The following is a 13,651-nucleotide window of genomic DNA, read 5'->3' as shown; positions in this document are numbered from 1 at the left end:
GATGAGTTTTTTGCGAAGGTACAAAAATCACAAACGGCGACAGCAGAATATCGGACAATCCGCTTTCACCGCCCACCACAATCACTTCTTCTTTTCCCATTTCTGGTTTATATTTATTCTGCATTAATACCGCAGTTCTATGGAAATACATACCCTCATTTTCCGGGCTTTATTGCCGGCGATATTCATACAGTTTGCCTGTGCCGGCAACAATTCCAACGATGATGGCCCGGAGCCTCCGGCTAATGCGCCCCGGAAAGCGAAGCTGCAGCTGGTAACAGACCAGTTCATATCTCCGGTAAATATGGCCGTGCCAGGGGATGGTACCGGCAGGTTATTTTTCTGTCAGAAAGAAGGGAAAGTATGGATCGTGCAGCAAAATAAACTCCTTCCCACCCCTTTCCTGGATGTAAGCAGCGATATGATCTCCGTAAATCCCGGGTATGATGAACGCGGCCTGCTGGGAATGGCCTTTCATCCCGATTTTAAATCGAACCATAAATTTTATGTGTATTACAGCTCGCCCACCAAAAAGTCCGGCTTCGACCACACCAGCCGCCTGGTAGAGTTTACCACTACAGCAGCAAATCCCAACCTGGCCAACCCGGCTTCCAAAAGGATTGTGCTGGAAGTGGATGAACCGGAATCCAATCATAACGGCGGCCAGCTGCAGTTTGGTCCCGATGGCTACCTGTATATAGGACTCGGCGATGGCGGTGGTGGCGGCGACAAACACGGCACTATCGGTAATGGTCAGAACCTCAATACTTTACTGGGTAAAATATTAAGAATAAATGTCAATGGAACACCCTATTCCATCCCGCCGGATAATCCTTTCGTTAACCGGCCCGACACCCGGCCTGAAATATGGGCCTACGGCCTTCGGAATCCCTGGCGCTTTTCTTTCGATAAAACCACCAGGATGCTCTTTGCGGGCGACGTTGGACAGAATAAGTATGAAGAAGTAGACATCATCACCAAGGGCGGTAACTACGGCTGGCGCATCCTGGAAGGCAACCACGATTATAATGTGCCTGCCGGTGCTGATAAGTCGGCATTGATTGCACCTATCCACGAATACAGCCACGATGTGGGGATAAGTATCACCGGCGGCTATGTATATCGCGGAAGCGCCATCCCGGCACTGAAAGGATTATATGTTTTCGGCGATTATAACGGGAAAACCTTTGTACTCAGGCCCAACGGGCAAAAATGGGACAGCGCTCCCCTGGAACTCACCGGCCGCCCTGCCGATAACCTCCAGATCCTCAGCTGGGGAGAGGATGAACAGGGCGAACTTTATATGCTTGCCAGCACTTCCGGCAGCAGTGGCTTTAAAGGAGCAGTATATAAGCTGGTAAAAGAATAAATTTTCAACATTCCGGCCACCACCTTAATCGTTTACGCTGGGTCCACCCTTCATAGGAGGATACTCCCGGGATACTCCCCGTATACTTAGGGTATACTCCGGTCATGGAGCCGTATTAAAGGACCGGCAACAACATCCTTACAGGTACTGTAGCGAGCGGGAAAAGCAACGCTTTTCAGCCATGTATCTCGCCTGGTGCCCGTTTGGCCCAATTTTTTGTTAAAAGGAAATAAATTGCACGACCGACGGGTGATTTTATTTTATATTTGATTTGACAACGTTTAAGTTCAATTGAGATACATATGAGACTGAAAGTGATTATACCGGTTGTGCTGCTTAGCATCTCCGCAGGCGTGTTGGCTTTTAATAAGCTCGGACATAATGACGATCCTCCCGGTCGTTACGAGGTGATCATGAACCTGGTAGGGCAGATGCTGAAAGAAGGGCATTATCAACCTAAAGCAATAGATGATAAATTCTCCACCGAAGTTTTTAATAAATACCTGCGTAGCCTGGATACGGAAAAGAAATTTTTCCTGAAAACAGATGTGGATAAGCTCATGCCGCTCGCCGTTCATATTGATGATGAACTGAAAGGCGCACCGATCGACTGTTTCCGCAGCATCAACACCCTGATCAAACAACGGGTGGCTGAAGCAGCAGCGATCTATCCCGAAATCCTGTCCAAACCTTTTGATTTCACCGTAGATGAAAAGGTAACACTGGATCCGGATAAAGTGGATTTCCCTGCAGACGAAAATGCCCGTAAAGAAGCCTGGCGCAAAGTACTGAAATACCGTACGCTGGAAAAATTGACGGACCTCCAGGAAATGAGGGAGAAAGATAAAGGAAAGGACAGTATTAAAACCAAAACCGATGTGGAACTGGAAGCAGAAGCCCGTGTAAAGGTAAAACAACTGTACGACCGCTATTTTGAACGTCTGAAAAACAGACAGAACGATAATGATCGCTTTAATCTTTATGTAAATGCGATCACCACTACCATGGATCCGCACACCGACTACTTCCCGCCGGATGAAAAACGCGCGTTCGAAGAACAGATGGCCGGTAAATTCTTTGGTATTGGCGCACAGCTGAAAGAAGAAGGCGACAAAATCCGCGTAATCAGCATCGTTACCGGAAGTCCAAGCTGGAAACAGGGACAACTGAAAGCCAACGATGTAATCCAGAAAGTAGCACAGGGAAATACCGAACCAGTGGATATTACCGGTTACCCCGTAGAAGATGCGGTGAAACTGATCCGTGGTAAAAAAGGTACCCCCGTTAAACTGACCGTGAGAAGCGTAGATGGTACCACCAAAGAAATAACCATCATCCGTGATGAAATTGTTACCGAAGAAACATTCGCCAAATCAGCGATCATCAACGGACAACATAAAATAGGCTATATCTACCTGCCGGAATTCTACGCCGACTTCAACGACCGTAACGGCGCCCGCAGCGCGGAAGACGTTGCCAAAGAAGTAGCTAAACTGAAAGCAGAAAACGTAGAAGGTATCATCCTCGATCTCCGCTTCAACGGCGGTGGCTCCCTCCAGGATGTAGTGCAAATGGCCGGCCTGTTTATTCCGGAAGGCCCCGTGGTACAGGTACGTTCCCGTGGTGGCGACGCGGTAGTGCTGCGCGATCGCGATAAGAATGTACAATACGAAGGACCACTGGCCATCATGGTGAATGAATACAGCGCCTCCGCCTCCGAAATTATGGCCGCAGCCATGCAGGATTACAAACGTGCCGTTATCATCGGCAGCACCCAAACATTCGGTAAAGGTACCGTACAGCGTCTCTTCAACCTGGATGATTTCTACCCTGTTAAAGACGGTGGCAGTCTCGGCGCCCTGAAACTTACCCAGCAGAAATTCTACCGTGCCGATGGCGGCTCTACCCAGCTGAAAGGTGTGGCTTCCGATATTGTACTGCCGGATCCATACTACGAAATAGCTGAACGCAAAGACTCTGACGCACTGGCATGGGATGAAATTCCGCGCGCAAGCTTCACCGCATGGTATAACCCGGTAAATGCAGAATCACTGAAAAAGAACAGCGAAAAAAGAATGGCCACCAGCCCAGCCTTTAAACTGCTCAATGAAAACCTGAACACTTTAAAGAAGCTGGAAAAACAGGAAACTTATTCCCTGAACTTGCAGACTTACAAAACAGAACAAAAAACAAACACCGCTGCACTCAAGAAATATGACGCAGTAAACGATAAAGTAAAAGAACTCAATATCGTAAACATCAAATCCGACATGGAGAAATTTGGCAGCGACTCTTCCAAGATAGCCCGTAACAAGGACTGGATCAGGATCAGAACCAAAGACATCTATCTCGATGAAGCCGTGAACGTAATGAACGACCTGATCGTTCAGTCATTGCCTAAGATGCAGCGTAAGAACCAGTAGAAGGATCGCTTTCATCGCCTTCGGCGATTTTAAATTGTCTTGGGCACTGATTACGCTGATTATACTGATTGGCTTGATTTTTATTCTTTTGATTTTATTAAGATTTTTTTATAAATAACTAAGGGAGATAAAAGTGAGTATTCACTTCTATCTCCCTTAATCTTTAAAATCAAATATGATCAAATCCGAACAATCAGTATAATCAGCGTAATCAGTGCCCAAGACAATTTAAAATCGCCGAAGGCGATTAGTCAGAGGCGCCTTTTTCCTTGCCCACCACTTCGAGTGCTTTCTTTACCATAGGGTCTTCGGCGTTAATGGCTTCGTAGAAACCCTCTGTTCTGTACAGTTGGCGGGCCAGCATGGCTTTGAGCCTTGTACGGATTTCTGTTTCGTCACGGGCAGTAAGATGATCCAGGCCTGGTACGCTGTCTTTTTGGGCGTACGCTTTAAAGTCACTGATCAGTTCTGGTGTGGTCTGGAAATTTTTGGTGAAAGCTTCTGCATTCTTATAGGACTTGAAGGTTTCCCGGTGCGTGGTATAATATTGATACGCAAAGTTACTGAACGTATTACGGGTATAAATGGCTGTTAAAGTAGGTGTAAAGCGGGAGGTATCAAACGGAATGAAAATATCCGGTGTAATACCGCCACCGCCGTAAACCGGGCGGCCTGCTGCTGTTTTATAAAGCACAGTATCTATTATTCTGATACTGTCTTTGTTTACCATTTCGCCATGGTGGTAACGTTCAATGATGTCGTCATCATAATCATCATGTCCTTTTCCGTAGGGTTTCTGAATACTTCTGCCGGAAGGAATGTAGTAGCGGGCTACGGTAAGACGGAGTGCGCCTCCGTTGTCCAGGTCATATTGTTCCTGCACCAGGCCTTTACCAAAGGTGCGGCGGCCAATAACGGTGCCACGGTCCCAGTCCTGTATGGCGCCTGCAAGAATTTCGCTGGCGGATGCAGAGCCTTCATCAGTAAGTACCGCGAGGGCGCCTCTTTCAAAAAGGCCCGGCCGTTTCGTTTTATAATCCGTACGCGGGAAATCTTTGCCCTTCGTGTATACAATCAGCTTCTGGTCGTCGATAAGTTCATCGGCTATGCGGGTGGCTGCATCCAGGTAGCCGCCGGGGTTTTGCCTGAGGTCAATGACCAGTTTCTCCATGCCTTGTTTTTCCAGCTGACGGATAGCTTTCATAAACTCATCGTAGGTGGTAGCGGAGAATTTACTGATCTTGATATAGCCCACACCGGGAGCTGCCATGTAGCTGGCGTCTACACTATACAAAGGAATAACGCCTCTTTTGATGGGAATGGTAATTTTTTTATCCTGTCTCAATACGATGGTATTCACAGTAGAACCCGCGGGGCCTCTCAGCAGTTTGCGGATCTTTTCAGGAGTAATGCTGTTACCGGCTACGAGGCTGTCGTTCACCTTCAGGATCTTATCGCCGGTTTGCACGCCTGCGGTTTCAGACGGGCCGCCACTCAGCACACTCACCACGTTCACTGTATCTGCCGTGATATTGAATTCTACCCCGATCCCTTCAAAGTTACCTTCCATATCTTCATTCACCCGTTGCAGTTCGGAAGGAGGTATATATATGGAGTGGGGGTCCAGGTGGGTTAATAATCCTTCTATCGCTTCCTGCTGTAAATCGTCTGTATTGAGTGAATCTACATATTTCGCTTTGATCAGGTCCATTACTTCCTGTAACGGACCCCTGTTGGGTTTGGTAAAAAATACAGTCGCCCCTCCGTTGTTCGATCCAGGCATTTTATGTCCGAGGAACATTCCCAGGGCTAATACAACTGCAAAGAGAAGAGGTAAAAAAACATTCAACTTCCTGTTAGACATAATCAGATTATTATCCCGCTAATTTATATGACCAATCTTTATATCCATGTAGCAAAAGCACCTGGCGGAAAGCAATCTGCTGCATACATGTATCATCATCATCTAAACTTAAAGGGGCCATTTGTTTTTATGAACCCCTTTTGTTTAAATTGTGACAAAAATAGCATAAATCGGGTGCAAACTTTTAGGATTCTTAAATTTCATAAATAACCGGATATGGGTGCTGGAATAAAGTTAATAGCAGACAGCGGATCTACGAAGACGGAATGGGGCTTGCTGGGCGCGGCGGAACCGCTGGTATTGAAAACGCAGGGTGTGAGCCCGTATTTTCAATCTGCGGAGCAGATCAGGGCCATCTTCGAAACGGAACTGGTTCCCCAATTACCTGCCGGCCAACCGGTAACAGAGGTATACTTTTATGGAACAGGCCTGTCGCAGCCTAAGAACCTGCAACTGGTATCCGATGCAATAAAGGCAGTATGGCCAGGTGCTGCATTTGATGTGCAGCACGACCTCATGGGCGCAGCCCGCGCACTTTGTGGCACACAGGGAGGCGTGGTAAGCATTTTAGGCACCGGCTCCAATTCCTGTTACTATGATGGTAGAGAAGTGGTGAAAAATAATCCGGGTCTGGGCTTTATCCTGGGCGATGAAGGCAGTGGCGCCTACCTCGGACGTAAGGTGCTGCAGTATTATCTCTACCATAGTTTTGATGACGACCTGCACGCCCGCTTCGAATATAAGTACCATACCAATAAAGACGAGATCCTGGAAAGCGTATACCGGAAGCCGTTAGCCAACCGTTACCTGGCAGGGTTTACAGAGTTCCTGTCGGAAAACCGCGAGCATTATATGATCCAGAACATCCTGGAGGACGGGCTGAACGACTTCTTCTTTAACCATATTTATAAATACCGGGAAAGCTGGACCACAGCACTGCATTTTACCGGTGGCGTTGCATGGCACTTCCGCGACATCATCAGCGAATTGTGTGAACTGTATGAATTGCCTATGGGCAAAGTGCTGCGCACGCCCATGGAAGGCTTGCTGGAATATCATCGTTAATCATTTTTAAGCATTCAATATGTCATTTGTAAAAGTAACGGAACAGGCCTCACACTATCGTCACCTTGAAAAGATGAGCGTGCAGGAACTGCTGACCAACATGAACAAAGAGGATCAGACCGTTCCGTTAGCCGTGGAAAAAGCCATCCCGCAAATAGAGAAACTGGTAACAGCCGTAGCCGATAAAATGCTGGCAGGCGGTCGCCTCTTTTATATGGGCGCTGGTACCAGCGGCCGTTTGGGCGTGGTAGATGCCTCTGAATGTCCGCCTACTTTTGGCGTGCCGCAAGGCCTGGTAGTAGGATTGATTGCCGGCGGCGATACGGCCATACGCAAAGCCGTGGAGTTTGCGGAAGACAGCCGCACACAGGGCTGGGAAGATCTGCAGGCATACAATATCACCGATAAAGATGTGGTAGTGGGCATCGCTGCCAGCGGTACCACGCCTTATGTAATAGGCGCGCTCAATGAATGCCGCAAGCATGGTATCGTTACGGGCAGTATCAGCTGTAACCCGGATACGCCGGTATCTGCGGCGGCCGACTTTCCCGTGGAGGTAGTGGTAGGCCCCGAGTTCGTAACGGGCAGCACACGCCTGAAAAGCGGCACTGCGCAGAAACTGGTGCTGAACATGCTGTCTACCGCCGTGATGATCCAGCTCGGCAGGGTAGAAGATAACAAAATGGTGAACATGCAGCTCAGCAACGAAAAACTGGTAGACCGCGGCGTGAAAATGCTCATGGAACAATTATCACTCACCGATTATGAACAGGCGCAACAACTGCTGTTAAAGGCCGGCAGCGTGAAAAAAGCGGTGGACGACTTCACCGGAAAATGATTTAAAAAACCTTTGCACCCATAAACCAGGTATGCACAACATAGAGCCATATTACAACTGGCGGCATTTGTACACCGCCGAAGAAGATGAGTACTCTCCCTTTTATGGAAGAGAATACAGTGAGTTTGAATATTCCAATTCGGTGTATAACTATTATATACACCCACAGTGGGATGAATTTGGCTCACGCAACCTGTACATGAAAATCCTCTTCATCGATTACCAGTTTAACTTCGCTATCATAGAATTACTGGGAGAATGGAATGATGCCATTGATAACGACATCATGACCATGAAGCGTAATATCATCGATACCCTTATCGCCCAGGGCATCACAAAATATATTCTCATCACGGAAAATGTGATGAACTTCCATTCCTCCGATGATTGTTATTATGAAGAATGGTGGGAAGATATCCGCGATGAAGGCGGCTGGATCGTAAGCCTGAACATGCCGGTACAAACCCGTGAAGAGTTTGAAAGAGCCCGCCTGCACTACTATGTTCACCTGCTCGATGATGATAAATGGCGGACATATCAACCATTACACCTGTTCAATATGGTGGATAATATCATGTTAAAACGGCTGGAATAATATTAATTTTCATTACAAAATGAAAGATATTATGCGTGTTTGTATGATTATGAATACATAGTGCATATGAATAATAATATATGCGTATAAAAACCTGATAAATATCATTTGGTTTTTATTTTTCCTGCGTTAAATTTGCCCGACATTTCAAACATCTTTTTATACTAGGAAGCTTAGAATTTTACTTATGAAGTGGTCACAGTTTTTTAATACCTCTATCGGTAAGAAGTTATTGGTAGGTGCTACCGGCTTGTTTCTTTGCAGTTTTGTTATTGTACACCTGGCAGGTAATTTCCAGCTGTTGTACAACGACGAAGGCAAGGCCTTTAACGCATATGCTGCGTTTATGGGACACAACAGCCTGATTCAGTTTATTGCCTGGGGGCTGAAAATTGTGATACTGCTGCACGCCATCATTGCGCTCCAGCTCACGTTCAGCAACAGAGCAGCCCGTCCGGTGAAATATACCATCAACCCGGGTAATCAGACATCTTCCTGGTTCAGTCGTCAGATGGCCATTATGGGAAGTATCCTTTTAATCTTCATTGTTATCCACCTGGTTAATTTCTGGGGACAATTCCACTACGCGGAAATGCCCACCCGTACTTATGAAGGCAGCATTGAACCGTTGAAAGACCTGTACGCTTTATCTTATGAAACCTTTAAGAATGGCTGGCTGGTTGCATTGTACGTGATCGGGATGATCGGTTTGTCTTTCCACCTGATCCACGGCTTTAAAAGCGCCTGTCAGACCTTTGGTTTAAATCATAAAAAATACAACGGCTTACTCAGCTTCATTGGCATATGGTTGTTTGGTATCGCAATTCCTATCGGTTTTGCCATCATCCCCGTTGTAATCTATTTCAAATAATTCTGAAAAGTAAGGATATATGTTTGACGCAAAAATTCCTGCCGGACCATTAAATTCCAAATGGGAAGACTATAAAGGACACTGTAAACTGGTGAACCCTGCCAATAAGCGCAACCTGGAAGTGATTATCATTGGTACTGGTTTGGCCGGCGCTTCAGCAGCGGCTTCATTAGGAGAGTTGGGATATAAAGTAAAAGCATTCTGCTTTCAGGATAGTCCGCGCCGCGCACACAGTATTGCTGCCCAGGGTGGTATCAATGCGGCCAAAAATTATCAGAATGACGGCGACTCTGTTTTCCGCTTGTTCTACGACACAGTAAAAGGTGGTGACTACCGCGCCCGCGAAGCTAACGTACACCGTTTGGCAGAAGTGAGCGGTAATATTATAGATCAGTGCGTGGCACAGGGTGTTCCCTTTGCACGTGAATACGGTGGCCTGTTAAGTAACCGCTCTTTCGGTGGTACACAGGTACAGCGTACTTTTTATGCCGCCGGTCAAACCGGTCAGCAGCTGCTCCTCGGCGCCTACTCCGCACTGGAACGCCAGGTAGCACTCGGCAACGTGAAAATGTACAACCGCCACGAAATGCTCGACATCGTGAAAATCGATGGTAAAGCACGCGGTATCATTGCACGCGACCTGATCACCGGCGAACTGGAACGCCATTTCGGTCATGCCGTACTGATCTGTAGCGGTGGTTATGGCAACGTGTTCTACTTGTCTACCAACGCCATGGGCTCTAACGTAACCGCCGCCTGGAAAGCAACTAAAAACGGCGCTTACTTCGCTAACCCCTGCTTCACACAGATCCACCCTACCTGTATCCCGGTTTCCGGCGATCACCAGTCGAAACTGACCCTTATGTCAGAATCACTGCGTAATGACGGTCGTATCTGGGTGCCTAAAAAACAAAACGATACCCGCAAAGCCAGCGACATTCCTGAAGATGAAAGGGATTACTACCTGGAAAGAAGATATCCTGCATTCGGTAACCTCGTTCCCCGCGACGTGGCCTCCCGTGCAGCAAAAGAAAGATGCGATGCCGGTTATGGCGTAGGTACTTCCAAACAGGCAGTATACCTCGACTTCGCCGCAGCCATCGAACGTTATGGTAATATTGAAGTGGGTAAACGCCAGCTCTCCAATGTTTCCAAAGAAGAAGTGATTAAACTGGGTAAAGAAGTAGTAGCCGAGAAATATGGTAACCTGTTCGACATGTACGCCAAAATCACCGGTGAAAATCCTTACGAACTGCCTATGCGTATCTATCCTGCAGTACACTACACAATGGGTGGCCTCTGGGTGGATTATGAACTGGGTACCACCGTTCCGGGATTATATTCCCTGGGAGAAGCTAACTTCTCCGATCACGGCGCTAACCGCCTGGGTGCATCTGCACTGATGCAGGGGCTGGCCGACGGTTACTTCGTGATTCCTTATACAGTAGGTAACTACCTCGCAGATGAAATCCGTACAAAGGCAATCCCTACCGACCATCCCGCTTTCGTGGAAGCAGAAAATAAAGTAAGGGAAACCGTTAATAAGCTCATCAACATCAAAGGCACCAAATCAGTCGATTTCTTCCACAAGAAACTTGGTAAAATCATGTGGGACAAATGTGGTATGGCGCGTAATGAACAGGGCCTGAAAGAAGCGATCGAAGAAATCAAAGCGTTGCGTGCTGAGTTCTGGAGAGATGTGCGTGTTCCCGGTGAAGCCAATGAGTTCAACCCCGAACTGGAAAAAGCCGGTCGCGTGGCCGACTTCCTGGAACTGGGCGAATTAATGTGTATCGATGCACTGAACCGCCGCGAATCATGTGGTGGCCACTTCCGCGAAGAATCACAAACAGAGGAAGGAGAAGCCAAACGTGACGACGAAAACTTCAGCTACGTATCTGCATGGGAATACAAAGGCGATGGCCAGTATGAACTGCACAAAGAACCGCTGGAATTCGTTGAATGTAAACCAACACAGCGTAGCTACAAATAATGGTTATTGGTAAACCGTTTAACGGTTAGCCAGGATTATAAATCAAATAATTGTCCAAGGTATATGGAACATTATAACATGAACCTCACATTAAAAGTGTGGAGGCAGAAAAACAAAAACGATCAGGGTAGATTTGAAACTTTACAGGCAAAAAACATTTCTTCTGAAATGTCTTTCCTGGAAATGTTTGACGTAGTGAATGAAGAGCTGATCAATGAAGGCAAAGAACCAATAGCATTTGACCACGATTGCCGCGAAGGTATCTGCGGTATGTGCTCCATGCATATCAACGGCCGCGCACACGGTCCGTGGGATGGTACTACTACCTGCCAGCTGCACATGCGCGCTTTCAAAGATGGCGATACCATTACGGTAGAACCCTGGAGAGCAGGCGCATTCCCGGTAATTAAAGATCTGACGGTAGACAGATCTGCTTTCGACCGCATCATCGAAGCAGGTGGTTATATTTCCGTAAACACAGGTAACGCACAGGATGCGAACTGTTTACCGGTAGATAAAAATAAAGCCGACCTGGCTTTCGCAGCTGCTGCCTGTATCGGTTGCGGCGCCTGCGTAGCCGCCTGTAAGAACTCTTCCGCCATGCTGTTCGTATCAGCCAAAGTATCCCAGCTGGCATTGCTGCCACAGGGTCAGCCTGAAAGAACAACCCGCGCCCTCAACATGGTAGCGCAAATGGATAAGGAAGGCTTTGGTAGCTGTACCAACACCGGCGCCTGCGAAGCAGAATGCCCGAAGGAAATTTCCCTCACCAATATCGCCCGCCTCAACAGGGAGTTCATTGGAGCAGGATTTTCTTCTGAGAAATAAGCGCGCGCGGAGTTTGTCTTACTCAGGATTACACTGATTAAGCTGATTACTTTGATTTTTTTCTTTTAATATATTATAAGGAGATAAGAATGGCTTGTTCATTCTTATCTCCTTTCTTTTTACATTCTTTCCCAAAAAACAAAAAATCCAAAACCCGCTGTCATCTCCTCAAATCCCTTAAAAATCCAAAAAAATAAAATCCCCCAAATCAGCATAATCAGCGTAATCCTGAGAAAGACAACCTCCGCTCCCCCCGCTCATCCATCGAACTTTATCTTTCTAAATTTTTTTACTATCATGTGTTTTTTCCACGCAATGTAAAACAGAGAACATATGTCAGAACAATCACGCAGAAAGTTTATCAAACACATCGGCAGCACTGCCGCACTGCTCGGAATAGGCCAGCTGGCGGCCCTCGCAAATGAAAAGGAACATGTAGAAATCCTGCAGCCCGAAAAAAGGATCGCTCCCAGCGACAAAATCCGTATCGCATGTGTAGGAATGGGTATTATGGGATTCGGAGATGTGGAAACTGCTATCAAAGTGCCGGGAGTGGAATTTGTGGGCGCCGCCGACCTGTACACCGGTCACCTCGACAAAGTGAAGGAAGTGTTTGGCCCGCAGGTATATACTACCCGCGACTACCGCGAATTACTCAAACGAAAAGATATAGATGCCATTATTGTAGCTACACCCGATCACTGGCACGATACGATTGCCATCGCTGCAATGGAAGCCGGTAAAGCCGTGTACTGCGAAAAGCCGATGGTACAGCAGATAGAAGAAGGCCATAAAGTAATTGCCGCACAACAACGCACCAAAGCCGTTTTCCAGGTGGGTAGCCAGCGCGTTAGCAGCGTAGCACTTGCGGAGGCGCGTAAACGTTACCAGGCGGGTGAAATAGGACGGCTGAACGTAGTGGAAGCCCGGATGGACCGCCACAGCGCACTCGGCGCCTGGCAATATTCCATCCCGCCTGATGCATCCCCAGCTACCGTGGATTTTGATACCTTCCTGAAAGATACCTCCAAGGTGCCTTTCGACCCGGTGCGTTTTTTCCGCTGGCGTAATTACCGCGCCTATGGTACCGGCATCCCCGGCGACCTGTTTGTACACCTGATTTCCGGCCTGCATTTTATTACCGGATCGCTTGGCCCCACATCTATTTATGCCAGTGGCAACCTGGTACAATGGAAAGATGGCCGCGATGTGCCGGATGTGGTAGTGGCCATTTTTGACTATCCCGAAACTAAAGAACATCCCGCCTTCCAGATGACACTCCGCGTGAATTTCGCCGACGGCAGCGGCGGTGGGGAATACACACGTTTTATTGGCACCGAAGGTGTATTGGAACTGGGCTGGAACGACTTTAAAATCAAGAAACACAAACTGCCCGAAGCGCCAGGCTACGGTGGCTGGGACACTTATAACACTTTCACCAAGGCCCAACAGGCGCAATATGTGAAAGAGTATAATGCCAAATACCCGGCAGATAAACGCAATGCCATCGAAACATCCAACTCCTACGCTCCCCCCAAAGGATACGACGACCGGCTGGAACATTTCACCAATTTCTTTGAATCCATGCGCTCCGGTAAACCCGTTGTGGAAGATGCCGTATTCGGTCTTCGCGCTGCAGGACCAGCCCTGGTTACAAATGAAAGTTACTTCAGCAAAAAACTGATCAACTGGGACCCGGTAAATATGAAAATAGTGTAGGGAGAATTCGTAATTTGTAATGCTTTTGAGTTAAAACCTTACTATTTAAATCTATCTCCTATGTTTAAAAACTTCCAGGGTAATTG

10 protein-coding genes are annotated in these 13,651 nt (G+C 47.4%); 9 read left to right on the top strand and 1 reads right to left on the bottom strand.

Translation table 11 applies throughout. From position 1 onward, the window contains the following. Positions 1-139: 139 nt before the first annotated feature. Both QFZ51_RS28870 and QFZ51_RS28865 read left to right on the top strand, forming a co-directional pair. Positions 140-1,369: a PQQ-dependent sugar dehydrogenase gene (locus QFZ51_RS28870; RefSeq protein WP_429050865.1), complete on the top strand. Its 1,230-nt coding sequence runs from the start codon at positions 140-142 to the stop codon at positions 1,367-1,369. 302 nt (positions 1,370-1,671) lie between these two features. After that, positions 1,672-3,792 (top strand): carboxy terminal-processing peptidase, encoded by a 2,121-nt coding sequence (locus QFZ51_RS28865; RefSeq protein ID WP_429050864.1) that lies wholly within the window; start codon positions 1,672-1,674, stop codon positions 3,790-3,792. Positions 3,793-4,039: 247 nt separating this feature from the next. On the opposite strand, the gene QFZ51_RS28860 is transcribed toward QFZ51_RS28865, so the two are convergent. After that, positions 4,040-5,656, bottom strand: coding sequence for a S41 family peptidase (locus tag QFZ51_RS28860; protein ID WP_429050862.1), 1,617 nt, complete (start codon positions 5,654-5,656; stop codon positions 4,040-4,042). Positions 5,657-5,872: 216 nt separating this feature from the next. Here QFZ51_RS28860 and QFZ51_RS28855 point away from each other — a divergent pair, with 216 nt between their 5' ends. The 7 genes from QFZ51_RS28855 to QFZ51_RS28825 all read left to right on the top strand — a co-directional run bounded on the left by QFZ51_RS28855 (position 5,873) and on the right by QFZ51_RS28825 (position 13,565). After that, the gene (locus QFZ51_RS28855) at positions 5,873-6,721 is read left to right on the top strand and encodes a BadF/BadG/BcrA/BcrD ATPase family protein (protein ID WP_429050860.1); all 849 of its coding nucleotides are present in this window, start codon (positions 5,873-5,875) and stop codon (positions 6,719-6,721) included. A gap of 19 nt (positions 6,722-6,740) precedes the next feature. After that, positions 6,741-7,559, top strand: coding sequence for an N-acetylmuramic acid 6-phosphate etherase (gene murQ, locus QFZ51_RS28850; protein ID WP_079470451.1), 819 nt, complete (start codon positions 6,741-6,743; stop codon positions 7,557-7,559). 31 nt (positions 7,560-7,590) lie between these two features. Next, positions 7,591-8,154, top strand: a complete 564-nt coding sequence (locus QFZ51_RS28845; RefSeq protein ID WP_370912394.1) for a hypothetical protein — start codon at positions 7,591-7,593, stop codon at positions 8,152-8,154. A 187-nt stretch (positions 8,155-8,341) separates the two neighbouring features. Continuing rightward, positions 8,342-9,025 (top strand): succinate dehydrogenase cytochrome b subunit, encoded by a 684-nt coding sequence (locus QFZ51_RS28840; RefSeq protein ID WP_429050858.1) that lies wholly within the window; start codon positions 8,342-8,344, stop codon positions 9,023-9,025. Between the two features lie 19 nt (positions 9,026-9,044). After that, positions 9,045-11,018 carry a fumarate reductase/succinate dehydrogenase flavoprotein subunit gene (locus tag QFZ51_RS28835; protein ID WP_370912396.1) on the top strand — a complete coding sequence of 658 codons (1,974 nt, stop codon included), beginning with the start codon at positions 9,045-9,047 and terminating at the stop codon, positions 11,016-11,018. Positions 11,019-11,081: 63 nt separating this feature from the next. Next, positions 11,082-11,846, top strand: coding sequence for a succinate dehydrogenase/fumarate reductase iron-sulfur subunit (locus QFZ51_RS28830; protein ID WP_370912397.1), 765 nt, complete (start codon positions 11,082-11,084; stop codon positions 11,844-11,846). A gap of 333 nt (positions 11,847-12,179) precedes the next feature. Continuing rightward, complete coding sequence (locus tag QFZ51_RS28825; protein ID WP_429050856.1) at positions 12,180-13,565, top strand: Gfo/Idh/MocA family protein; 1,386 nt, start codon at positions 12,180-12,182, stop codon at positions 13,563-13,565. The last annotated feature ends 86 nt before the right edge of the window (positions 13,566-13,651 follow it).

It is taken from the genome of Chitinophaga sp. W3I9 (genome assembly GCF_050434025.1).
Classification (GTDB): domain Bacteria; phylum Bacteroidota; class Bacteroidia; order Chitinophagales; family Chitinophagaceae; genus Chitinophaga.
The sequence above is the reverse complement of the archived record's forward strand: the minus strand, read 5'-3'. Positions and strand labels throughout refer to the sequence as shown.